This is a genomic window from Pseudarthrobacter sp. CCNWLW207 (assembly GCF_037203945.1).
Lineage (GTDB): Bacteria > Actinomycetota > Actinomycetes > Actinomycetales > Micrococcaceae > Arthrobacter.
Genome location: NZ_JBBCBS010000001.1, coordinates 611,574 through 633,608, shown reverse-complemented (window position 1 = coordinate 633,608; position 22,035 = coordinate 611,574). Strand labels below are relative to the sequence as shown.

Here is a 22,035-nt window from a genome sequence, read left to right as displayed (position 1 = left end):
CCAACGTTACCGTCCGCCGGACTTTCCTGCCCGGCGCCGTCCCGCCACGCTGTCCAGGATCAGGAATAGCATCAGCAGGAAGGCCAGCGGCAGGCCGTAGAGGGCCGTGGAGGTGACCCACACGGGGGCTGCCGAGCCGGCAAAGGCCAGCGCCATCACCGCGCCCACTGCCATCAGTGAGAGCAAGGCGACCGCTGCCGCACAGATCATCAGGGGACGCCGGTAACGCGAGGGTGTCATGGACGTAACGCTAACAGTACTTCGGCAGGCGATGGTGTGAAGGAGGGAAAGCAGGATTCGGGCGTGCGGCAGGATAACCTTGAAGTAACAGACCAACTCGGCCCGGGCAGTCATACCCTGAACCCGCATATCAATGCGGATGCGGTGACTGCCGGTCGTGTCTCAAGACGTCAGAACGAAGAAGGTTGATTACGTGCCTACCGGCAAGGTCAAGTGGTATGACAAGGAAAAGGGTTTCGGATTCCTCGCGGGCGAGGACGGCCAGGAAGTGTTCCTGCCCAAATCATCGCTGCCTGAGGGCATTACTGAGCTGAAGGCTGGAACCCGGGTGGAGTTCGGCGTCGCCGACGGCCGCAAGGGTGCCCAGGCCCTGGGCCTGCGCGTCCTGGATAAGACGCCGTCCATCGCCAAAGCCAAGCGGCCCAGCGCCAAGGACCTGGCACCATTGGTGCAGGACCTCGTCAGCGTGCTGGACAACCTCTCCGGCACCCTGTCCGCCGGCAAGTACCCGGAAGGCAACAAGGGCAAGGCCATCGCCGCAGCCCTGCGTAAGGTTGCCGACGAGCTGGACGTTTAGGCCTGCTGATGAACCCGGAAGCTGAACAGCCGGACCCCGCGGCAGCGGATCAGGCAGGCGCCGCCGTCGAACCGTCAGCGGGAGCCGCGGCGAAGGCCGCCCCCGCCGCCACCGAAACCAAGCGCCGTGCGGGTGTCCCCGTCTGGCGTATCGGAAAACCGGACGCCTTCCTCGCAGCCGCAGTTGACGTAGCCCGGACCGCCGTTGAAGGCATCACTGCGGCCTCGACAATAGGCGCCCACCTCGGTGCCAAGAGTGAGGGCGACCGCCTGGTGACGCACCTTTTTGAGTCGCGCCTGCCCGGATACCAGGGGTGGCAGTGGTTTGCCGTCCTGACGCGTAACTCGCGGTCCAAGGTGGTCACGGTCAGTGAACTTGGACTTTTGCCATCAGAGGACTCCATCCTTGCCCCCGAGTGGGTGCCTTGGGCAGAACGCGTGCGCCCGGAGGACGCCCAGGACGCCGAAGCCCTGGAGGTGGTTGGGGCACCGGACATCGAGGAAGGTCCGGACACCAATGTGCCTGGCCCGGAAGCGCTGGATGGCGAAGGGACTCTCGCGGAGGACGCGGACGCTGAAGACGCCGAAGAGCCTGACTCTGATGAGCCTGACGCCGAAGAGCCTGACGCTGACGAGCGTGACGCCGATGAGCGTGACGCCGAATAACCGGCGAGCAGACACGCGACTCACACTAAACGCAGACGGCGCCGTCCGGGACCAAAGTCCGGACGGCGCCGTCGAGCGTTAAGAGCCCAATATTGCCCCAGGCATCCTGACGCCTCCTTACCCATCGATTGCTCCGTAGGCGCCCTTTAGGACCCCCAAAAGGGCGTTGCTGGAGCAATCGATGAGTGGGTGGGGGACTACTTGCGCAGTTCGCCCACCACAAAGTCGATGCAGGCCAGCAGCGCAGAGACATCTGCCGGTTCGATTGCCACGAAAGTGGCGATCCTGAGCTGGTTGCGGCCCAGCTTGCGGTAGGGCTCCGTGTCCACAATGCCGTTGGCCCGCAGCACCTTGGCAACTGCAGTGGCGTCAATGGAGTCGTCAAAGTCGATCGTCGCGATAACGTTTGAGCGCTCCTCTGCCTTGGCCACGAAAGGCGTGGCAAACTCGGAAGCCTCAGCCCAGCTGTAAATCCGGCCGGCAGAGTCCGCTGTACGGGCCGACGCGAAGTCCAGGCCGCCGTTGCTGTTCAGCCACTGCACCTGGGCATCCAGGGTCACCAGGGTGGAGAGCGACGGCGTGTTGTAGGTCTGGTTCAGGCGGGAGTTCTCGATGGCAGTCTGGAGGTCCAGGAAGTCGGGGATCCATCGGTCGCTGGCCTTGATCCTGGCGGCACGCTCCAGCGCTGCCGGGGAAAAGAGGCCCAGCCACAGGCCGCCGTCGGACGCGAAGTTCTTCTGCGGTGCGAAGTAGTACACGTCTGCCTCGGCAACATCAACGTCCAGGCCACCTGCGGCGGACGTGGCGTCCACCAGGACGAGCGCGCCCTCATCCACACCGGACACGCGCTTCACGGGCGCCGAAACACCGGTGGAGGTCTCGTTCTGCGGCCAGGCGTAGACGTCAACGCCGGCCTCGGCCTGGGCAACCGGCCGCGTACCGGGCTCGGACTTGATGATCGAGGAGGCGTCCAGGAACGGTGCCTTGTTGGTGGCTGAGGCAAACTTGGAGCCGAATTCGCCGAAGGACAGGTGCTGGGCCTTCTTCTCAACGAGGCCAAAGCTGGCAATATCCCAGAATGCTGTGGAACCGCCCACGCCCAGTACTACCTCGTACCCGTCAGGGGCACGGAAGAACTGGCTCAGGCCTTCGCGGACCGAACCGACAAGGTTCTTGACCGGAGCCTGGCGGTGGGAGGTGCCCAGAATGGTCGTGGACGCCGCCGAGAGCGCTTCAATCTGTTCCGGCCTGACCTTGGAAGGTCCTGCGCCGAACCGTCCGTCCTTTGGCAGGAGGTCGGCAGGAATAGTGATGCTGTTTTCGCTCACAAGGGCTCCAATTTCGGCGTGGACGTGACACATGTCCGGGACGGTGGGGTGGCCGGCAGTCGTCAGTGACCGCAACGAGGACCTCCTATATTCTGCCTGAACCGCTGATTCGGCGGGAACCGGCTACGTCATAGTCCAGCCATTGAGACAGGCCGGAGGGGCCGTAGGAATTATCCGGACAAATTCAAAATAGGCTAAGCTTTTCAACGGACTACGTCGCTGTCGGTACGCGATACGGTGGGACAACGCAAGGTAATGCGCTCGAGGAGCTGAGCTGGATGACGGATCTGATCGATACTACGGAGATGTATCTTCGGACCATTTTGGAGCTTGAGGAAGAGAACATCGTTGCTCTTCGCGCCCGCATTGCCGAACGGCTGCGGCACTCCGGACCCACGGTGTCCCAAACGATTGGCCGGATGGAACGCGACGGCCTGGTGGTGGTCTCCGGAGACCGTCATCTGGAACTGACGGAAACCGGGCGTAAACGGGCCACCGAGGTCATGCGCAAGCACCGGCTCGCGGAGCGCCTCCTGGCGGATGTGATCGGCCTGGACTGGGCGTACGTCCATGACGAAGCGTGCCGCTGGGAGCACGTGATGAGTGAGCGCGTCGAGCGGCGCATCTACGAAATGCTGAACCACCCCACTGAATCGCCCTATGGCAATCCCATCCCTGGCCTGGCGGCATTGGGAGGCCAGGCATCGTCGCCCTTCACGGACGGTGTGATTAATCTCCTGGAAGCCATGAAGGGCTATGGCCCCGGATCCACCGTGGTTGTCAGCAGGCTGGCAGAACCCATCCAAGTGGATCCTGAGCTGCTGACCCAGCTGGACGAGGGCGGGATCCGGCCGGGCGCCCCGATTTCGCTGGAGCGCGTGGGAGACTACATTTCGGTCCGGGTCCCCGGGATCGAAGGGGCACTGGAGCTTCCCCCCGAAGTGGCGGCGCACGTATTCGTATCCGTCCGCTGACCGCTGGCGGAGCGCCCGGGTCCGGCGGGCGGGTTACCCCAATGAATAGGCTTTAAGCAAAGATAACGGAATTGTTACTGTCCGGCTTAATCGCCTATAGTTAACGCCAAGCGTCGATACAAAAGCGTTACCTGATCTGGAGCCGAGCTCTGCCAGCAGATCAGTAGTACGAGTCACCAACTGGCAGAGGCGGGGGAACCACAACCGGCAGTCGCAAGGCTGCCTTGGGGTGAAGTCCGTCAGCAGCAAGCCTCTTCCAGCGAAGGATCCTCACGGGATATCTCTGCGCCGAAGCTTGCTTACGGCGGACCGGGTCTATGAACTCTCTGACCCGAATCCGACAGCTAACTTCGCAGGCTTTCCAGAGAGGAACCGTTCTTGACCATGCAGAATTCCAGGGGCCGCCGCCGCGCAGCGGGCCCCGCAGCAGCGCCCCGCGTTGCTGCAGCTGTGGCCGCGGACAGGCCCCGGGATCCACAGCGCGATGCGCGCCGCCGCCGGGGACCCTTCCGGCAAATCACTGACTTCGCAGCGGCCAGTGGGGTGGGCCAAAAGGCCGGCATCGCCCTCGCGGCCACCGGCCTGGTGCTCACAGTCACCGTCCCTGCCACCAGTCCCGTCCTGGCCACGCCGGACGCCGGTCAGCAGACATCGGCTGTTTCCGCAGCTCCGCAGCCTGAAATCTCCGCCGAAGCAGCCGCAAAAATCGACTTCAGCCGCTCATCCGTAGTCACCATGGGTGATCCGGACGGCAAGCTCAAGCAACTCTTGAGCGCCCAGTCGGCGGGGTCCATCACCCGGGCCGCCTCCGCCGGCAGCCTCGGTGCTCCGCTGGCGAGCCTGGTTACGGCCTCCCCATTCGGCTATCGCGTGAGCCCTATCACTGGCGGCTCCGGTGACTTCCACCGCGGCCAGGACTACGTGGCACAGTGCGGCACGTCTGTCCTGGCGGCCGCCAGCGGCACTGTGACCTTTGCGGGATGGCACCAGTTTGGCGGAGGTAACCGCGTGGTCGTGGACCACGGCAACGGCCTTGAAACGACGTACAACCACCTGTCTTCCTTCAACGTCAAGGTTGGCCAAACGGTCAGCCGAGGCGAGGTAGTGGCGCTCAGCGGCACCACCGGCGCCTCCACAGGCTGCCACCTCCATTTCGAGGTCCAGGTCAATGGCGAAGTCGTTGACCCCACCGGCTGGCTCTAGCCCAACTGATGGAAAGCTCTCACATTTGCGTGACATGCCGTGACCTGAATGTGACATTCGCTCTGAACTGCTGTACCGTCTAACTTGCGTCAACTTTTCCGAAGTTGACGTTCTTGAGTGGATTGCCTAGCTCTGCCACCGCTCAAGGTCCGTTCGCATGACATCGTCTGGCAGGGGCGGGGGAACCAATTTTGGTCTTTGAAGTTCGAAGGCCTTGGGGTTAAGTCGCAAAGCTTCCTGTGGAAGCGGCGTGGCCGGGTGAACTCCCATCCGAATCCGACAGCTCACCTCGTAGGCATTGGGAGAGGCTACCTTCGTGTCTTCACGCCATAATTCTGCGCGTCACCGCGCACAAACGGTTCGCACCAACCCGTTGGGCCCCGTGTCCAAGGCTGTCAGTGCAAATGCCGGGACCGTCGGTCGCCAAGCTGCTGTCATCGCAGCTGCATCAGGTCTGATCCTGAGCATGGGGCTTCCGGCCAACGCAGCGGACACCACCGCTGGCGTTTCCGCCTCCACCGAGTCCGGCTCGCAGACGGCGCTTGCCGTCACCGCTGCCCCCACCGCCACCGTCTCCTTCGAACGCCCCGTGGTCAAGACCACGCCGGCCCCGAAGGTCGAAACGGTCCGTGCACAGTCCACTGACACGGAACGGGCAGCAGGCGCAAAGGCCCCCGCAGCCAGCAAGCTGACGGACGCGGTATCTTCCGCGGCCGCCTCTGGCCTGGCCGCAATCGCCTACACCGGAATCGGCCACCCCTACGTCTGGGGCGGCACTTCACCCAACGGCTGGGACTGCTCCGGGTTCACCCAGTGGGTGTACGCCCAGGCAGGCATCAGCATTCCCCGTGTAAACGCGTGGACGGCAATGACCCCCACGTCAACACCGTCTCCCGGTGACCTTGTTATGCAGAATGGCGGCGCACACGTAGGCATCTACGTTGGCAACGGCATGATGATCAGCGCCCTGAACCCGTCACAGGGAACGCTGCTGCACTCCGTGGCCTCCACGGGCGGCGGATCCTTCTACACCCTGAAGTAGAAGAACCGCGCCCGCTAGAACACTTTTCGCTAAATCCCCGTTCGGGGTGTGCCGGCGTACCCCCAAGATGCCGGCGCACCCAAAGCCCTTGGCCTGCCTGTGCGGTCCTGAGGAAAACGAAAGAGAGAAATAATGACTACACGTGCAATTGCTGCACGGCACCGCGCGGAGGTCACCACGACCAACTCGCTGGCTGTCATTGCCAAGGCCCTCGGCGACAACGCCGGTGGCATGGGTCGCCAGGCCGCGGTTATCGCTGCTGCCTCCGGCCTGGTCCTGACCAGTGGTATCGCCGCCAACGCTGCAGACACCAACGTTCAGCGCGAATCGGCTTCCGCTTCCAACGTTGAGGTTGAGGTTGCCGCTCCCGCGGTCATTTCGGCCGCTTCCACCATTGCCATTTCCTACGAGAAGCCCGCGGTGACCACCACGCCGGCTCCCGTGGTTGAAGCGCCGGAACCTGAGCCTGAGGTTGAGGTTGAGGCTCCCGCACCCGCCGCTCAGGCTGTTTCCACCGTCAAGGTAGCGGCTGCAGCTCCGAAGGCACCTGTGGCCGCCAGCAGCAAGGGCCAGGCCATCCTGTCGGCAGCCTACGCCCAGCTGGGCGTCAACCAGGACTGCACCATGCTGGTCACCAACTCCCTGGCCGCTGTGGGCATCAACTTCCACGACTGGCCTGCAGGTTACCTGTCCCTGGGCCAGACCGTAAGTGCCGCCGAGGCCCAGCCCGGCGACCTGATCTACTACGCCGATGGCGGTGCGGGCGTTGCCCACGTAGCTGTCTACGCCGGCAACGGCCAGGCCGTACACGGTGGCTACAACGGCAACCAGACCGTTGTTTTCAGCGCCAACGTTGGCTCCGGCCCGGTTTTCATCCGCGTCAGCTAATTTCCGTAGCAACGCTTGGCAAGGACCCCCGCCCTACGGCGGGGGTCCTTGCGCTTTAACGGCGCAGCCGGGCCCAGACCCGGTAAGAGGCGATCGACACGGGCGCACCCCGAAACCATGGATTAGTTGATCCCGGGTTTCTTTGTTTACTCTTGTGGTGTCGATCCATAGCCCGGACATGCCGAGGGCAGCCGGCCCTCGCGCCCCTGACGGGTGCGGCCGTGAAGAGGTACGTGCATGCGCACTCTCGTTCTGAATGCTGGATATGAACCGCTGGCGGTAATCACCTTCCGCCGGGCGCTGGTCCTTGTGCTCACGGGGAAGGCAAGCGTTGTAGCCGAAGGCGAGGACCCTGTAGTGGGGCCACAGGAGATTCTGGGCCGCCCGTCCGTGATCCTCCTGAACCGCTACATCCGCCCCCGGTACAACCAGACCACCGCCGTGAGCCGCCGTGGCGTGCTGCGCCGGGACGGACACCGGTGCGCCTACTGCGGAAAAGCAGCCCACACCATTGACCACGTCCAGCCCAAGTCCCGCGGCGGTGCAGATTCCTGGGAAAACCTCGTGGCCGCCTGCCTGCGCTGCAACAACGTCAAAGGCGACCACACGCCGGGGGAGATGGGGTGGAAGCTCCGGTTCACCCCGGAACCACCGCATGGGACCATCTGGCAAATCAAGGAGCTGGAGAAACCCACACCGGCGTGGGATCCGTTCCTGTTGCCTGAACGGGCTGCCTGACCCGGCTGAAAGCACGGACAACACCCGCCCCGCTAGGCTGGAGTGGTGGCTCCTGATGCATACGAATTTGACGCGGTAATCCTTGCGGGCGGCCGTTCGTCCCGTCTGGGTGGCGTCCCCAAGCAGTCATTGATTTACGACGGCGCCACCCTCCTGCAGCGGTCCCTCGCAGCAGCCGGGGGTGCCCGGAGGGTCGTGGTGGTCGGCCCGGACCCGGGCCCCCTGCCCGAGGGGGTCCTCAGGTGCCGGGAAGAACCGCCGTTTGCCGGTCCGGCGTCGGCCATTGCAGCAGGCTTGGCCGCGCTCGATGGAACCGCGGGGCCGCGTCCTCCCTTCACGCTCTTGCTGGCCTGCGACATGCCCAGGGTGGGCCAGGCCATTGATGCCCTTCGGCGGTCGCTTGGTCCTGGCGACGGCGCCATGGCCATCTCGCCGGATGGCCACCGCCAACCCCTGGTGGGCTTTTACAGCACTCCCGCACTCCACCGTTCAGTACAGGACCTTGACTCCCGCGGGGCCTTAATGAACGGTTCAGTATCCGCTCTCCTTGCTAGGCTGGACGTGCAGCTTGTCACCGTCCCGGCGGGCTCTACGGATGACGTAGACACCTGGGATGATGCCGCCGCGCTTGGAGTGGCCGGCCGGGAACCACGATGAGGTACCGGACCTGCATGGCCGCAGTTGAATGGGAGGCATACAGTGAAGAGCCAGGATGAGACGCTGGAAGAATGGTGCAGGGCGCTCCTTCAGGCCTACGAACTCGAAGACGTCCAGATAGACGTCAATGCCATCCTCTCGCTCGCCGGAGTGGCTGCACATTCGGTAGTGCGGCCCGCAGCGCCCCTGACCACCTTTATCGCAGGCTTCGCCGCCGGCCTGGCCTCAGGCTCGGGGAAGGCGCCGGACACCGCGTCAATGTCCGCTGCCATGGACGTGGCACGGTCCCTGGCCGTGGACTACGATTCTGAATCCGCCGGGACTCCGCGCGAATGACGGCTGCCCCCGGCGACAACGACGACGCACCCAGGCAGGACACTCACGACGAAAAAACCAGGCATCTGGCCCACACCTGGGAAGAGGCCCGACAGGCTGCGTTCGATTGCGCCGTGCCGATACCCCCGGGACGTGTTCCGTTGCAGCAGGCCCTTGGCCGGACGCTTGCCGAGGACATCACAGCCCTCCAGGAGATGCCGCACTACGCCTCGTCCGCCATGGATGGCTGGGCGGTCAACGGCAGCGGCCCCTGGATCCTGGCCGAGGCCGGGCAGCGGCTGGCGCCGCACCAGGCCAGCCCCATTGTCACAGGTGGCCTGATCCCGGCCGGTGCCAAGGCCGTGCTCCGCAGCGAAAGCGCAGTGCTGGGCACTGACGACGACGGCCTCCCGGTCCTGATGGTTGGCGGCGGCGCCCGCCCCGGCGAACCGAAGAACGGCCAGCACATCAGGAAAGCCGGGGAGGAAGCGGCCGTGGGTGACGTGCTTGTCAAGGCAGGAGTTACCCTCAATCCCGCCCACCTTGCCGTGGCGGCCCTTTCCGGCCATGACGACCTCCTGGTGCAAGGCAAGCCGGTGGTCAAACTCCTGCTGACCGGCTCCGAAGTGGTGACCCATGGACTGCCGGCGCCCGGGCAGGTCCGTGACACATTTGGCCCCCAGCTGGCTGCAGTCGTGGAAATGCTGGGGGGCATTCCCGCCGGGCAGGAAAAGATCGGCGACTCCTACGAAGACTGGCTCACTGCCTTGGAAGACGTCGCCGAGCCCGGCGGTGAGGTTCCCGCCGTCGTGCCTGCCGACGTCGTCATCACCACCGGCGGTACCGGCAGATCGGGAACCGACCACCTGCGCCAGGCCGTCGCCGAGCTGGGTGGACGGCTAGTCATCGACGGGATCGCCATGCGGCCCGGCCATCCCGCTGTCCTCGCGGAGCTGCCCGACGGACGGTTTGTCCTCGGGCTGCCCGGAAACCCCCTGGCCGCCATGATGGCATTGTCCACCGTAGGCGCGCCGTTGCTCGCGGCACTTGGTCACGGGTCCATGCCGGAAATACAGGAAGTCCCCTCCGGAACCACCATCGAGCCTGATCCCGGCCGTACCCGGCTGATGCCGTTCCGGCTGCTGTACGGCATGGCGTCGCCGGCCCAGCACACCGGCCCCGGCATGATGCGGGGGTTGGCGTCCGCCCACGGTGTTATGGTGGTGCCGCCCCACGGGGTGCAGCTCGGTGAAGCAGTCCCGGCGTTCGCGCTGCCGTGGGGGCCGCCGCTCGCCACCGGAGAAAAACCCGGAACCAAGGCCAAGACGCCTGCACGGGCTGCCCGGAAGGTCGGCTCCAAGCCCGCGGCACCGGCAGGCCCGGTGGACTGGAGCGCGCTGCTGGGCTGACCGTGGCGCCGCTGGCTTAGTGCCCTTGCCCTTGCAATGATGGAGTCATGAACAGGCACCCTGGCCATCGACGGCAGCAACGGGACATACTGCAGGGCCTCCGCCGGCAGGACGGGGCACAGCTATGGGCCGTGTGACGCAGCGCCGCAAGGTCCACCGGTACGTGCTGGACGGGTCCCCCCAGGCCCTCGAGTTCCCCATACGGCACAGGGAAGACACCCTGGCCGTCGAGGAACCCTTGGAGATCCGGTTGGGCTCCCTGTCCTTCTCGGTCACGATGCGCACTCCAGGCGACGACTTTGACCTCGTTGCCGGGTTCCTGGTGTCCGAGGGGATCATCTGGACTCCTGAGCAGCTGGTGTCGTTGCGGTTCTGTGCCGGGGAGGACGAAAACGGCGTGCAGACGTTCAATGTCGTGGAGGCACAGCTGCGTCCGGACGTGGACGTCCCGACGATCGGCCGTAACGTCTATACGTCCAGTTCGTGCGGCATCTGCGGCACCGATTCGATCGAAGCCGTGCGGAAGTCATCGCACTACAGCCCTGCCGCGGACCCGGTCTCGGTGCCCGCGGAAGTCCTCGCGTCGCTGCCGGACCGTCTCCGCGAGGCGCAGGCGGTGTTCGACGTCACCGGGGGAGTGCACGCCGCCGGGCTGTTCAGGGTAGAGGACGACGGCGGGGTGCAGCTTTTGTGCCTGCGCGAGGATGTTGGCCGGCACAACGCCGTGGATAAGGTGGTGGGCTGGGCGTTGCGGGAACGGATGCTTCCGCTGTCCGGACTGGTGCTCCAGGTCTCCGGGCGGGCGTCCTTCGAGCTCGTCCAGAAGGCGGCCCTGGCTGGCATCCCGGTGCTGGCTGCCGTGAGCGCCCCCTCCAGCCTGGCGGTAGAACTCGCCGAGGCGTCCGGAATGACGTTGGCGGGGTTCAGCCGGGGGACAAGCCTGAACGTTTACGCCGGGCAGCACAGGATCACCGTCCCTGTTCCGGCCGAGGATCCGGCGGAACTTCGAGGATAAGCAACTGGCACGCAGCGGGACCCGCGGAGGCTTGGTTATTAAGCTACGACGCAGTAGATTTTATCCATCGAATGGACACTTTGATCCAGTTTCAAGCGTTAAAGAGGGCTTACATTGCATGACGACCGCCGGATCACGGAAGTCCGCCTGGACCGTTTCGTGCGCGAACGGATCATCCCCGCTGTCTACACACGCACCGTCCCACTGAACCTCAGCACCTGGGACGTGCCGGACGAGCCCGTGACCGTGATGGAGGCGCTGCGGCACGACTTCGTGCCCCAGGAGCCGGGTGCCGCGTGGGGCAAACCTTGGGGGACGAAGTGGCTGAGGCTGCAGGGCGACGTCCCGCAATCCTGGGGAACCGATCCTGACACCACAGTGGAAATCGTGGTGGACCTTGGTTTCACCACCGAGGCGCCAGGCTTCCAGTGTGAGGGGATCGCTTGGCGCCCGGATGGCACCATCATCAAGGCCATCTCGCCGCGGAACCAGTACATCCCGCTCAAACTTCTTGGCAGCGGCATGGCCGTGGACTTCTACGTTGAGGCTGCGGCCAACCCCGACGTCGCGCAGGGCTGGACCTTCGCGGCCACTCCTTACGGAGACAAGGCGACAGCAGGCACTGCGCCGCAGTACCGCCTTGGCCACATCGCCATCGCGGAACTCAACCAGACGGTGTGGGAGCTCCAGCAGGACATCTGGACCCTTTCAGGGCTGATGCATGAGCTGCCCATGGAGCAGCCGAGGCGCCACGAAATCCTCCGTGCGCTCGAGCGGATGATGGATGCCATGGACCCGGACAACATTGCCGGAACGGCCGCAGCCGGGCGCCAGGTGCTCGTAGAGGTGCTTTCCAGGCCGGCCTATGCCTCGGCGCACCAGCTGGTGGCCACCGGACACGCCCACATCGACTCCGCCTGGCTCTGGCCCGTGCGGGAAACCATCCGCAAATGTGCCCGGACATTTTCCAACGTCGTGGCGCTGATGGACGAGGACCCGGACTTTGTGTTCTCCTGCTCCTCAGCCCAGCAGCTTGCCTGGATGAAAGAGTTTTACCCGGAGCTGTTTGGCCGCATCCGGGAGAAGGTCAAGGCCGGCCAGTTCGTGCCGGTGGGCGGAATGTGGGTGGAATCGGATACCAATATGCCCGGCGGCGAAGCCATGGCCCGGCAGTTCGTCGAAGGCAAGAGCTTCTTCCTCAACGAGTTCGGAATTGAATGCCGTGAGGCCTGGCTGCCCGATTCCTTCGGCTACTCAGCCGCGCTGCCGCAGATCGTCAAGTCGGCAGGCAGCCGTTGGTTCCTCACGCAAAAGATCTCCTGGAACCAGATCAACCGGATGCCGCACCACACGTTCAACTGGGAAGGGATCGACGGGACGCGGCTCTTTACGCACTTCCCGCCAGTGGACACCTACAACTCCGAGCTCAGCGCACGGGATTTGGCGCATGCCGAACGCAACTACCGCGACCACGGGCGCGGCACCACTTCCCTTGTTCCGTTCGGCTATGGCGACGGCGGCGGCGGACCTACGCGCGAGATGCTGGCCGCCGCCCACCGCACCGCTGACCTTGAAGGATCGCCCAAGGTCCGGGTGGGCTCCGCCGAAAGCTTCTTTGCCAAGGCCGAGGAGGAGTACAGCGCCCTTCCCGTGTGGGTGGGAGAAATGTACCTTGAACTCCACCGCGGCACGTACACCAGTCAGGCCCAGACCAAGCGCGGCAACCGCCGCAGCGAGCACCTGCTTCGCGAGGCCGAACTCTGGTGCGCTACCGCAACCGTCCGCACGGGCGGGTCATTCACCTACCCGGCAGCGGAACTCAAGCGGCTCTGGCGCCTGGTGCTGCTCCAGCAGTTCCACGACATCCTGCCCGGCAGCTCCATCGCCTGGGTCCACCAGGATGCCGAAAGGAACTATGCTGCCATCAGCGCCGGCCTCGAAGCCCTGATCGCGGAGGCAGCGGCCGCCTTGCTGGGCGAAGGCCCCCATGATTTCCTGCTCAACGCCGCCCCCCACGCCCGTGACGGCGTCCCCGCGCTGGGTGCCGCCGAGCGGCTGGCAGCCGGACAACCAGCGACGGTATCGGAGCAGGACGGCGGGTACGTGCTGGACAACGGCGTCATCCGCGCAGTCCTGGATGCTGACGGCCTGATCGCGTCCCTCTCGGATTATGCCAGCGGACGGGAAGCCATAGCGCCCGGCCAGCGCGGCAACTTGCTGGAACTGCACCGGGACACCCCCAACGAGTGGGACGCGTGGGACATCGACGCGTTCTACCGGCGTAACGTCACGCGGCTGGACCAGGCCCAGGCTGTTCGGGTGGAGACCCACGGCCAGTCCGCCGTCGTCGTGGTGGAGCGTGTCGCCGGGTCCTCGCCGGTCACCCAGCGGATTGTTCTGGCACCAGGCAGCGATTCACTGGAAATCACTACAGCCGTCGATTGGCAGGAGAGCGAGAAGCTCCTCAAGCTCGGATTCGCACTGGATATTCGGGCGGACCGCTCGGCCTCCGAAACGCAGTTCGGCCACGTCTTCCGGCCCACGCACGTGAATACCTCGTGGGAAGCTGCCAAGTTCGAGATCTGCGCCCACCGATGGATCCATGTGGCTGAGCCGGGCTACGGCGTGGCGGTGTCCAACTCGTCCACCTATGGGCATGACGTCACCAGGAACATCAGGGAGGACGACGGCGGGACCACCACTACCGTCCGGCTATCACTCCTGCGGGCCCCCAAGTTTCCCGATCCCGCTGCTGACCGCGGACGTCACGAACTGACGGTCACCATCCGCCCGGGTGCCGGTATCGCCGAGGCCGTGGAGGAAGGGTATCGAACTAACCTGGCACCGCGGATGGTGCGCGGCGCCAAACCGGCGGAACCGCTGTTCACCGTGGGCAACGCCGCGCTGGTTATCGAGGCCGTGAAGCTGGCCGAGGACGGCTCGGGGGATGTCATCGTCCGGCTTTACGAGTCCCTGGGCCAGCGTTCGGCCGGGCTACTTACGGCGAATTTCCCGGTCGCCAAGGCGTATGCCACTGACCTGCTGGAACGGCCCGTCGAAGCGCCAGGCGTGGCACCGGCCGGGGAGGGCGGCGTCACGCTGGCCCTGCGCCCCTTCCAACTGGTCACGTTGAGGTTCGTCCGTTGACGCCACCAGCCGGCTTTACGCCCGCTCCTGGCTGAGGATCCGTCCCCCTGATTCCGCCTGCGGGAATATGCAAATGCATCTATTGCTTGGATAAGGCATGGAACTAGGAATCTTCACCTTCGGCGATATCCACCGCGATCCCGTACGCGGCACTGTGGTCTCTCCTGAACAGAACACCCAGGATCTCCTGGAGAGGGCCCGCCTCGCCGACGAGGTAGGACTTCACTACTTTGGGGTCGGGGAGCACCACCGCGCCGACTACTCCGTCACGTCGCCGTCCACGGTGCTGGCGGCCGTTGCGGCGCAGACCCGGCAAATCAAAGTGGGAAGCGCAGTCACGGTCCTCAGTACCGAGGACCCGGTGCGGGTTTTTCAGCAGTTCGCCACGATCGACCTGATCAGCCAGGGCCGTGCGGAACTTACGGCGGGCCGCGGCAGCTTCATCGAGTCGTATCCACTGTTCGGGGCGCGCCTGGAGGACTATGACGCCCTCTACGAGGAGAAGTTGGAGTTGCTGCTCCGGCTCAATGCGCAGGAGCGGATTACCTGGAGCGGCAAGTTCCGTTCCGGCCTGCATGAGGCGCAGATCCTGCCGCGCCCCTTCCCGGCGGAGGACGGCCGCCGTGAGCTGGACATCTGGATCGCCACTGGTGGAACACCTCAGTCGACAGTGCGTGCCGCAGCCCTGGGCAAGAACGTGATGTACGCCTTGTTGGGTGGATCGGTACGGAACTTCGAGCGCCATGCGGCGCTCTACCGGCAGACCGCCGTCGAGCATGGACATGGAGCCGCCGGACTCAAGGTGGGCGTCGGTGCCCCCGGGCTGGTGCTGCGGGACACACCAGCTGCAACAGGCAGGGCCAAGGAGGCCTTCCGGCCGTACTGGATGGACACCATGCGCCGGATCTCGGCAGAACGGGGATTTCCCACCCCCAGCGGAGTCACCTACAACATGGAGACGGCGCCCGGCGGCGCATTGTTCGTAGGTAACCCGGAGCAGGTGGCCGAAAAAATCGTCAGGATGCACGGCCATCTGCAGCACGACCGGCAGATCTTCCAACTGGACCTGTCCTCAGTCCCGCAGGCAACCGTGCTCGAAGCGATCGAATTGCTGGGTACCGAGGTACTTCCACTGGTGCAGCGTGAACTGGGGCGGGCTGCCGGGACCGGAGGGCAGGCCGTGAGCCACGCCGCGCCTTAAATAGGCTGAGTGGGGGCGGTCCCCAACGGCCGCCACCACTCATCCCCCCAATGCGCGTGAAGACATCCGAGGCGCAACGTCTAAGAATTTATCCCCGTTCGTAAACGCCCTGCGCCTCGCCTTCACACATTCATGATTGTTTCATATTCTAATGATTTTGTGAATTTGTCGAGGTTACTTTTCAGTAAAAGTCCTCTGTTTTGCCGCGTTGCGACCATAACCGACCTTGGCCGCCCAGATGATCGCCAGTCCCACAACGAAGCACAGCACTGCCGTGTAGTTGATCATGAATTTGGCCGGCCCCCAGCCGGACGGCATAAGAGGGAAGAACAGCGTTAAGGCGATGGCCACTGCTCCGACGGCCAGCAGGAAGGCCGCGGTGCGGATGGGTAGCGGCAGCGAACCGCGGACTGCCCGCACCATTGCAGGCAACAGCACCAGGGACACGTACGTGGGGTACGCCCTGCCAGCCGCACCGTAGTATTCCACCAGCACGGCATCCGGACCGCCCTTGCGCGAGATTCCGGCCAACCCCGCGGACGAACCCTGTGAGTCGATCATGATGAACGAACCAATAACGGCCAGCGACACCAGGGCCAGCGCCATCATTCCGACAGGGCCGGTCAACAGCCGGTAGCCATCGGTGGCGCCGAAACCCCGGGTGACACGGATGCCCACGCAGAGGATGGCGGCGAAGATGACAAAGCGCAGGATGAGGTTTGCCACATTGAATCCGCCCAGCGCCTGGTCTATGGCCACGTAGGGCGCCTCGATGCTGAGGATGATGGCCAGGGTCATGAGCGCAAAGATCCAGAACAGCGTCCGGTTTTCACCTCTCAGCATGCTTGGAACTCTGGCGATGGCAACCAGGGCGCAGATGGCCAGGGTGGACCACTGAAGGATCTCGATCATCCGAGGTTCTCCCAGATCTTGTCGGTTTGTTGTTGGTCGTGTTCCTGGCGCTTCAAGGTTTTGCCCAAGGCCTGCAGCCGGTCGCCGGCCAACGTGGTCAGTTCGCCGTCGGGCAGGCTGTCCAAGGCGGCCTGGCGGGCGTCCGCCGACCAGCCAGCTTCTGCCTCGGTGATCAGGCCCGTGGCCACCAGCCCGCCTGCCGCGCCCACGCTTGCGGCGACGGAAGTTGCGATGGCCAGCTCGGGGGAGAGCCGGTTCGCGCTCAGTTGGGCCGAGTAGTTTTGGGGTGCGACGCCGGTGGCGGCCGAGACGCGGTGCCTCAGCTCGCCGTCGTCGATTGCCTCAACCCAGTTCTTGACGGAGGTGGCATGCGGTGCCGGGCTCAGCGGGGGCGGCTCGGCCGAGGTCTGGCCGGCTGGATCCACCGCCGAGCGGGCCAGCACTGCGCGCAGGAGGTCAGGCGTGGAGATCTGGCTGACCAGTTCACACCTCGTGGGTGGGACTGTCGCAGCCAGGTCGCGGTAGGCATCGAAGCCGGCGAGGGCCGAGACCGGATTGACGCCATAGGCGCGGCTGATGCTCACCACGGTGGCCTCGGCGACCTTGCCGCGGACCAACTGCTGGGCCAAAGTGGTCCGTTTGATCCCGGAGATCCGGCAGACATCGGCCGTGCTGGCGTTGGGCGCAATGCCTTGCAGCCAGCGCTGGAACGCCTTGGCGGGGAGGGGCATGAAGTGCTCTCTTCAGAACGGACGGATGCCTCAATTTTAGCCTGCAGAACCCTTGGCGATTTTACGCGGAGTGTCGATTCGACTATGCTCGATGGTCGAGCCCGTTGGTCCGTACACCCCCCAAGTCCGGACCAGCGGGTTCTTTTATGCCCCCGTCACGAGCAGGGCGGTAGCACCCGGATTTCCCGCGGTTTCCCGCGGTTTTCTGGCGGAGTCCCGGGCGTCATTCCGCGCCAGCGCCCCAGCGGGGTCCCGCCGTCCGGCAGCATCGAGAGGATCGACCCCATGACTGCAACCCTGGTTGCCAAAGACCTTTCCGGCGGCCACGACCACCGGACGCTCTTCTCCAAGCTTTCCCTGACCGTATCCCCTGGTGACGTTGTGGGGGTAGTGGGAGCCAACGGCGCCGGTAAGTCCACCCTGCTGCGGCTGCTGGCTGGAGTTGACCAGCCGCAGGGCGGATCCGTCAGCCTGGCCCCTGCCGATGCCTTCGTGGGATGGCTGCCGCAGGAGCACGAACGCCTGGCGGGCGAAACGGTTGCAGCCTACATCGCACGCCGGACCGGGTGCGCCCAGGCGACGGCGGAGATGGAATCCACCGCCGAGGCCCTGGGTTCCGGTGCCGTCGGGGCCGACGACGCCTACTCCCTGGCCTTTGACCGCTGGATGGCCTCCGGGGCAGCCGATCTGGACGAGCGCATCCCCCCAGTGCTTGCAGACCTTGGGCTGGAGACCGGCACTGACGCTCCCATGACAGGCCTCTCCGGCGGCCAGGCCGCCCGTGTTGCCCTTGCCGCCCTGCTGCTCAGCCGCTTCGACATTGTGCTGTTGGACGAGCCCACCAACGACCTTGACCTCGCGGGCCTGGCGAAACTCGAGGCTTTTGTGCAAGGACTGCGGGGCGGTGTGGTGCTGGTGTCCCACGACCGCGAATTCCTGGCCCGCTGCGTCACCACCATTGTGGAACTGGATCTGGCCCAGAACTCGGTGGCGGTCTACGACGGCGGTTACGAGGCCTTCCTGGAGGAACGGGCCGTGGCCCGCCGCCACGCACGGGAACGCTTCGAGGAATTCGCCTCCACGAAGGCGGATCTCGTCTCGCGCGCCCGGACACAGCGTGAGTGGAGTTCCCAGGGTGTGCGGAACGCCATGAAGAAAAGCCCCGACAACGACAAGATCCGCCGGGCCGCGAGCACCGAGTCCTCCGAGAAGCAGGCCCAGAAGGTCCGGCAGATGGAGTCCCGCATCGCCCGGCTGGACGTGGTGGAGGAACCGCGGAAGGAATGGCAGTTGCAATTCACCATCGGCCAGGCGCCCCGCTCCAGCGCTGTGGTGGCAACGCTGCGGGACGCAGTGGTCACGCAGGGCGACTTCACGCTGGGCCCGGTCAACCTCCAGCTCAACGCAGGGGAGCGGATCGGCATCACCGGACCCAATGGAGCGGGCAAGTCGACGTTGCTGCGGCTGCTCCTGGGCGTCCAGGCACCCGACTCCGGCAACGCAGCCATGGGTGCCTCGGTGGCCATCGGAGAAATTGACCAGGCCCGCGGACTTTTGGCTGGCCACCTCACCCTGGCAGACGCCGTCGAGGCCGTCCTCACGAACCTGACGGCGGCGGAGGTCCGCACACTGCTGGCCAAATTCGGGCTGAAGGCGGACCATACGGCCCGCCCCGTGAATTCCCTCTCACCCGGGGAACGGACGAGGGCCGCACTGGCCCTGCTGCAGGCCCGCGGCGTCAACCTGCTGGTACTGGACGAGCCCACCAACCACCTTGACCTCCCGGCCATCGAACAGTTGGAGGAGGCCCTGGGAAGTTATGAGGGCGCTTTGTTGTTGGTAACCCATGACCGGAGGCTGCTCGAAAACGTTCAGCTCGACGTCCGGTGGAATGTGGAAGATGGAATGGTAACTGAATTGATGACCGGCGCGACGGGGCAGCAGCTATGAGCATGGATGGCGCCGCCTGGCACACCTTGTACAGCATCACCCGCGCAAAGAGCGGCTCCAAGCCCTTCTCCAAGGAAACCCTGAAACGGGTTCTGGGCTTTGCCCGCCCGCACCGCGGAAAGCTGATCGCCTTCGTGACGCTTTCGGTTGTGATGGCCTTCCTGGCAGTAGCCACGCCTGTCCTGGCTGGCCAGGTGGTTGACGCCATCGTGGCCCAGGCAGGCACGGACCAAGTCATCCGGCTGGCCGTGCTGATCGCCGTCGTGGCCGTGGCCGAAGCCGGCCTGGGGCTGGTCAGCCGCTGGCTGTCCTCCACGATCGGCGAAGGCGTCATTGTTGACCTGCGCACCAAGGTCTTCGACCACGTGCAGAAGATGCCCATTGCGTTCTTCACCCGCACCCGGACCGGCGCCCTGGTCAGCCGCCTCAATAACGACGTCATCGGCGCGCAGTCCGCCTTCGCCGGGACCCTGTCCGGGGTGGTCAGCAACGTCGTGGCGCTGGTCCTGACGCTGATCGTTATGCTCGGCACGTCCTGGCAGGTCACCGTGCTGGCCATGGTCCTGCTGCCGATCTTCCTGATCCCCGCACGCCGCATGGGTTCCCGCCTTGCTGACCTCCGCCGCGAAGCCGCCGAACATAACGCCGCCATGGGCACCCAGATGACAGAGCGCTTCTCCGCCCCTGGCGCCACGCTGGTCAAGCTGTTCGGCCGGCCGGACGAGGAATCACATGAGTTCGCGGTCCGGGCCGGCCGGGTCCGTGACATCGGCGTCCGCACGGCCATGCTGCAGTTCACCTTCGTCACGGCGCTGACCCTGGTTTCGGCCCTCGCCCTTGCCCTCGTCTACGGACTGGGCGGTGTGCTGGCCATATCCGGCCAGCTTGCTCCGGGCGACGTGGTGGTGCTCGCGCTGCTGCTGACGCGCCTGTACGCACCGCTGACTGCGCTGTCCAATGCCCGGGTGGAAATCATGAGTGCCCTGGTCAGCTTCGAGCGGGTCTTCGAAATCCTGGACCTGAAGCCACTGATCCAGCAGAAGCCCGACGCCGTCGAGGTACCGAAGGGACCCGTCTCCGTGGAATTCCACGACGTCCGTTTCGCCTACCCTTCGGCGGACAAGGTGTCACTGGCCTCCCTCGAAGAAGTGTCCACCCTTGACACGCGCGGCGGCGAAGAGGTGTTGCACGGCGTCAGCTTCAGGGTGGAACCGGGGCAGACCGTGGCCCTAGTGGGCTCCTCCGGTGCTGGAAAGTCCACCATTGCCCAGCTGCTTTCAAGGCTGTACGACGTCGACTCCGGCGCCGTGCGGCTCGGCGGCACCATTCCGGGGACGGGGCTGGACGTCCGCGACGCCACCTTCGATTCCCTGCGTGACACCCTGGGCATGGTGACCCAGGACGGGCACCTCTTCCACGAGAGCATCGCCTCCAACCTCCGGCTCGCCAAGCCGGACGCCACCGACGACGACATGTGGGAAGCCATCCGGCAGGCCCGCCTCGAGACGATGATCCGGTCCCTTCCCGACGGCCTGGACACCGTGGTGGGGGAGCGGGGATACCGTCTTTCCGGCGGTGAACGCCAGCGGCTCACCATCGCCCGGCTGCTCATTTCCCAGCCCAGGGTGGTCATCCTCGATGAGGCGACTGCCGCACTCGATTCCACCAACGAAGCTGCCGTACAGGCGGCCTTGAGTGCGGCGCTCGAGGGGCGCACCGCCGTCGTGATTGCCCACAGGCTGTCCACCATCCGCGCTGCCGACGTGATCCTGGTAGTCGAGGACGGCCAGATCGTGGAGCGCGGAACGCACACGGAGCTGCTGGCGGCCGAGGGTCGCTATGCGGAGCTGTACCGGACGCAGTTCGCGGAGGCCACTGCGGTGGCCGCGGAAGCCGTTCCGGAGTTCTAGCGGCGTTGCCCAACTAGGTAGCAGCAGATGTCGTTTTGAGCCGTCAAAAAGACACTTACTGCTACCTACTTGGGCCGGGGCGCAGTGTGGCCAGTTCTGGCAGGATGTGGTCCGTCAGGAGCGGCGCGAGGTCCGTGGGCAGCCGGGCACCCTGATCCAAGGCAGCCAGGTCTAGCCAGCGGATCTCGTCGATCTCGGCCGAGGGGTGCGCCGTCCACGTCCCCGGAGCGGTGAACACGGTTGCCTCAATGTCGGTGGAGGCCTCGTTGGCGGCGTCCGCGATCCACACGCCCATCAGCTGTAGCTGGTCCGGATCCACGATGATCCCCACTTCCTCCTGGAGCTCCCGGGATGCAGCGTGGGCGGCGGTTTCGCCCGGTTCGGGCTTGCCGCCGGGGTGCATGAACATGCTGGTGCCGCGTTTGCGGACGGTCAGGAGCCGCCCGGCGGCGTCGAAGACACAGACGGCGGACACAACGATGCGGGCTTTCACGGTTTCGAGCCTAGCCGGTTCAACGTGGACGATAGCAGCAGGTCCTTGCTGGGCCCGCGGACGTCCCAGGTGTAGCTAAACCGGTCCGGGCCCTCCAGGGCATAGGCCACCCGGTAGGTGTCGGGATCGCACCAGTGGTTGTCCAGGTTCGCTTCCGGCGTGAAGCTCATCCGGTGGAAGGGCCGCCCGTCGGCGAAAAACACGTCCATCGCATCACGCTGTTCAGCGGGCTTGAGAAGGTACTCGCGGGAGGCCGGGCCCGTGAAGGTAGGCCAGCGCATGGTGCCCTCTTCGCGAAGGTGCAAACCGCCGTCGTCCGTGGAGGAAAAAAGTACGACGCCGGAAAAGGTTCCGCGGGTGCCTGCCGTCCGGTCCAGCAGCTGCCGTTCAACGGCCCAGCGTTCAGCCTGCGACGGACCGAGCAGGTAGGCGCGGAGGTCAAAATCCGCCCCCCTCTGCCCGGGAGCCTGGGGTTCAGGAAGGTTCAAGTGCCCTCGATTGGAATCGAACCAACGACACCGGCTTTAGGAGAGCCGTGCTCTATCCACTGAGCTACGAGGGCGCGCATCCGCTGTACCGGCAGGGCCGGTCCGTCCGGACACGGATATAAGCATACAAGGTGGGAGGCCGTACTACGCTC

At 65.1% G+C, this 22,035-nt stretch carries 21 protein-coding genes, 1 tRNA gene and 2 riboswitches; of the genes, 15 read left to right on the top strand and 7 right to left on the bottom strand.

Translation table 11 applies throughout. The features are described 5' to 3' along the window. Positions 1 to 6 precede the first annotated feature (6 nt). Complete coding sequence (locus V9L17_RS02830) at positions 7 to 240, bottom strand: hypothetical protein (protein WP_337346336.1); 234 nt, start codon at positions 238 to 240, stop codon at positions 7 to 9. Between the two features lie 193 nt (positions 241 to 433). Here V9L17_RS02830 and V9L17_RS02825 point away from each other — a divergent pair, with 193 nt between their 5' ends. Together V9L17_RS02825 and V9L17_RS02820 are read left to right on the top strand one after the other, a co-directional pair. Then, complete coding sequence (locus tag V9L17_RS02825) at positions 434 to 817, top strand: cold-shock protein (protein WP_214962901.1); 384 nt, start codon at positions 434 to 436, stop codon at positions 815 to 817. Positions 818 to 825: 8 nt separating this feature from the next. Next, complete coding sequence (locus tag V9L17_RS02820) at positions 826 to 1,482, top strand: DUF3027 domain-containing protein (RefSeq protein WP_337350383.1); 657 nt, start codon at positions 826 to 828, stop codon at positions 1,480 to 1,482. Positions 1,483 to 1,679: 197 nt separating this feature from the next. Here V9L17_RS02820 and serC read toward each other — a convergent pair whose 3' ends face one another. Continuing rightward, positions 1,680 to 2,810, bottom strand: coding sequence for a phosphoserine transaminase (gene serC, locus V9L17_RS02815; RefSeq protein ID WP_337346338.1), 1,131 nt, complete (start codon positions 2,808 to 2,810; stop codon positions 1,680 to 1,682). Positions 2,811 to 3,088: 278 nt separating this feature from the next. Between serC and V9L17_RS02810 the strand changes: the two genes are divergently transcribed. The 11 genes from V9L17_RS02810 to V9L17_RS02760 all read left to right on the top strand — a co-directional run bounded on the left by V9L17_RS02810 (position 3,089) and on the right by V9L17_RS02760 (position 15,399). Next, positions 3,089 to 3,784, top strand: a complete 696-nt coding sequence (locus V9L17_RS02810; protein ID WP_337346339.1) for a metal-dependent transcriptional regulator — start codon at positions 3,089 to 3,091, stop codon at positions 3,782 to 3,784. Positions 3,785 to 3,945: 161 nt separating this feature from the next. Beyond that, a riboswitch (cyclic di-AMP (ydaO/yuaA leader) is annotated at positions 3,946 to 4,158 on the top strand. 10 nt (positions 4,159 to 4,168) lie between these two features. Then, complete coding sequence (locus V9L17_RS02805) at positions 4,169 to 4,987, top strand: M23 family metallopeptidase (protein WP_337350430.1); 819 nt, start codon at positions 4,169 to 4,171, stop codon at positions 4,985 to 4,987. A 148-nt stretch (positions 4,988 to 5,135) separates the two neighbouring features. Continuing rightward, positions 5,136 to 5,299, top strand: a riboswitch (cyclic di-AMP (ydaO/yuaA leader). A 70-nt stretch (positions 5,300 to 5,369) separates the two neighbouring features. Beyond that, positions 5,370 to 6,029 carry a C40 family peptidase gene (locus V9L17_RS02800; protein WP_337346535.1) on the top strand — a complete coding sequence of 220 codons (660 nt, stop codon included), beginning with the start codon at positions 5,370 to 5,372 and terminating at the stop codon, positions 6,027 to 6,029. A 132-nt stretch (positions 6,030 to 6,161) separates the two neighbouring features. Further along, positions 6,162 to 6,917, top strand: coding sequence for an NlpC/P60 family protein (locus tag V9L17_RS02795; RefSeq protein WP_337350382.1), 756 nt, complete (start codon positions 6,162 to 6,164; stop codon positions 6,915 to 6,917). A gap of 237 nt (positions 6,918 to 7,154) precedes the next feature. Beyond that, a complete protein-coding gene (locus V9L17_RS02790; protein ID WP_066286886.1) occupies positions 7,155 to 7,655 on the top strand; it encodes an HNH endonuclease in 501 nt (166 codons plus the stop codon). A gap of 45 nt (positions 7,656 to 7,700) precedes the next feature. Next, entirely contained in the window at positions 7,701 to 8,312 is a 612-nt protein-coding gene (gene mobA / locus V9L17_RS02785) for a molybdenum cofactor guanylyltransferase (protein ID WP_337350381.1), read from the top strand. A 42-nt stretch (positions 8,313 to 8,354) separates the two neighbouring features. Then, entirely contained in the window at positions 8,355 to 8,648 is a 294-nt protein-coding gene (locus V9L17_RS02780; RefSeq protein ID WP_337346343.1) for a DUF6457 domain-containing protein, read from the top strand. Next, positions 8,645 to 10,036, top strand: coding sequence for a molybdopterin molybdotransferase MoeA (locus tag V9L17_RS02775; protein WP_337350380.1), 1,392 nt, complete (start codon positions 8,645 to 8,647; stop codon positions 10,034 to 10,036). Before V9L17_RS02780 ends, V9L17_RS02775 begins: the two co-directional genes overlap by 4 nt. Positions 10,037 to 10,160: 124 nt before the next feature. Next, positions 10,161 to 11,051 (top strand): formate dehydrogenase accessory sulfurtransferase FdhD, encoded by an 891-nt coding sequence (gene fdhD, locus V9L17_RS02770; protein ID WP_337350379.1) that lies wholly within the window; start codon positions 10,161 to 10,163, stop codon positions 11,049 to 11,051. Between the two features lie 114 nt (positions 11,052 to 11,165). After that, positions 11,166 to 14,198, top strand: coding sequence for an alpha-mannosidase (locus tag V9L17_RS02765; RefSeq protein ID WP_337350378.1), 3,033 nt, complete (start codon positions 11,166 to 11,168; stop codon positions 14,196 to 14,198). 97 nt (positions 14,199 to 14,295) lie between these two features. Further along, positions 14,296 to 15,399, top strand: coding sequence for an LLM class flavin-dependent oxidoreductase (locus tag V9L17_RS02760; protein WP_337350377.1), 1,104 nt, complete (start codon positions 14,296 to 14,298; stop codon positions 15,397 to 15,399). 174 nt (positions 15,400 to 15,573) lie between these two features. On the opposite strand, the gene V9L17_RS02755 is transcribed toward V9L17_RS02760, so the two are convergent. Continuing rightward, a complete protein-coding gene (locus V9L17_RS02755) occupies positions 15,574 to 16,311 on the bottom strand; it encodes a hypothetical protein (RefSeq protein ID WP_337350376.1) in 738 nt (245 codons plus the stop codon). Continuing rightward, the gene (locus V9L17_RS02750) at positions 16,308 to 17,042 is read right to left on the bottom strand and encodes a hypothetical protein (RefSeq protein WP_337346349.1); all 735 of its coding nucleotides are present in this window, start codon (positions 17,040 to 17,042) and stop codon (positions 16,308 to 16,310) included. Before V9L17_RS02750 ends, V9L17_RS02755 begins: the two co-directional genes overlap by 4 nt. 285 nt (positions 17,043 to 17,327) lie before the next feature. Between V9L17_RS02750 and V9L17_RS02745 the strand changes: the two genes are divergently transcribed. Together V9L17_RS02745 and V9L17_RS02740 are read left to right on the top strand one after the other, a co-directional pair. Beyond that, the gene (locus V9L17_RS02745) at positions 17,328 to 18,992 is read left to right on the top strand and encodes an ABC-F family ATP-binding cassette domain-containing protein (protein ID WP_337350375.1); all 1,665 of its coding nucleotides are present in this window, start codon (positions 17,328 to 17,330) and stop codon (positions 18,990 to 18,992) included. Then, entirely contained in the window at positions 18,989 to 20,902 is a 1,914-nt protein-coding gene (locus V9L17_RS02740; protein ID WP_337350374.1) for an ABC transporter ATP-binding protein, read from the top strand. The genes V9L17_RS02745 and V9L17_RS02740 overlap by 4 nt, the downstream gene beginning before the upstream one ends. A 61-nt stretch (positions 20,903 to 20,963) precedes the next feature. On the opposite strand, the gene V9L17_RS02735 is transcribed toward V9L17_RS02740, so the two are convergent. The 3 genes from V9L17_RS02735 to V9L17_RS02725 all read right to left on the bottom strand — a co-directional run bounded on the left by V9L17_RS02735 (position 20,964) and on the right by V9L17_RS02725 (position 21,957). Beyond that, positions 20,964 to 21,395: an NUDIX hydrolase gene (locus V9L17_RS02735; RefSeq protein WP_337346352.1), complete on the bottom strand. Its 432-nt coding sequence runs from the start codon at positions 21,393 to 21,395 to the stop codon at positions 20,964 to 20,966. Continuing rightward, a complete protein-coding gene (locus V9L17_RS02730; RefSeq protein ID WP_337350373.1) occupies positions 21,392 to 21,883 on the bottom strand; it encodes a DUF6314 family protein in 492 nt (163 codons plus the stop codon). The genes V9L17_RS02735 and V9L17_RS02730 overlap by 4 nt, the downstream gene beginning before the upstream one ends. A gap of 1 nt (position 21,884) precedes the next feature. Continuing rightward, a tRNA-Arg gene (locus tag V9L17_RS02725) sits at positions 21,885 to 21,957 on the bottom strand. Between the last annotated feature and the right edge of the window lie 78 nt (positions 21,958 to 22,035).

Excerpts from the sequence above, each read along its gene's own strand:
- V9L17_RS02830 (WP_337346336.1), bottom strand. The coding sequence starts at position 240 with ATGACACCCTCGCGTTACCGGCGTCCCCTGATGATCTGTGCGGCAGCG.
- V9L17_RS02820 (WP_337350383.1), top strand. The coding sequence starts at position 826 with ATGAACCCGGAAGCTGAACAGCCGGACCCCGCGGCAGCGGATCAGGCA.
- V9L17_RS02810 (WP_337346339.1), top strand. The coding sequence starts at position 3,089 with ATGACGGATCTGATCGATACTACGGAGATGTATCTTCGGACCATTTTG.
- V9L17_RS02805 (WP_337350430.1), top strand. The coding sequence starts at position 4,169 with ATGCAGAATTCCAGGGGCCGCCGCCGCGCAGCGGGCCCCGCAGCAGCG.
- V9L17_RS02795 (WP_337350382.1), top strand. The coding sequence starts at position 6,162 with ATGACTACACGTGCAATTGCTGCACGGCACCGCGCGGAGGTCACCACG.
- V9L17_RS02790 (WP_066286886.1), top strand. The coding sequence starts at position 7,155 with ATGCGCACTCTCGTTCTGAATGCTGGATATGAACCGCTGGCGGTAATC.
- V9L17_RS02775 (WP_337350380.1), top strand. The coding sequence starts at position 8,645 with ATGACGGCTGCCCCCGGCGACAACGACGACGCACCCAGGCAGGACACT.
- fdhD (WP_337350379.1), top strand. The coding sequence starts at position 10,161 with ATGGGCCGTGTGACGCAGCGCCGCAAGGTCCACCGGTACGTGCTGGAC.
- V9L17_RS02760 (WP_337350377.1), top strand. The coding sequence starts at position 14,296 with ATGGAACTAGGAATCTTCACCTTCGGCGATATCCACCGCGATCCCGTA.
- V9L17_RS02755 (WP_337350376.1), bottom strand. The coding sequence starts at position 16,311 with ATGATCGAGATCCTTCAGTGGTCCACCCTGGCCATCTGCGCCCTGGTT.
- V9L17_RS02750 (WP_337346349.1), bottom strand. The coding sequence starts at position 17,042 with ATGCCCCTCCCCGCCAAGGCGTTCCAGCGCTGGCTGCAAGGCATTGCG.
- V9L17_RS02745 (WP_337350375.1), top strand. The coding sequence starts at position 17,328 with ATGACTGCAACCCTGGTTGCCAAAGACCTTTCCGGCGGCCACGACCAC.
- V9L17_RS02740 (WP_337350374.1), top strand. The coding sequence starts at position 18,989 with ATGAGCATGGATGGCGCCGCCTGGCACACCTTGTACAGCATCACCCGC.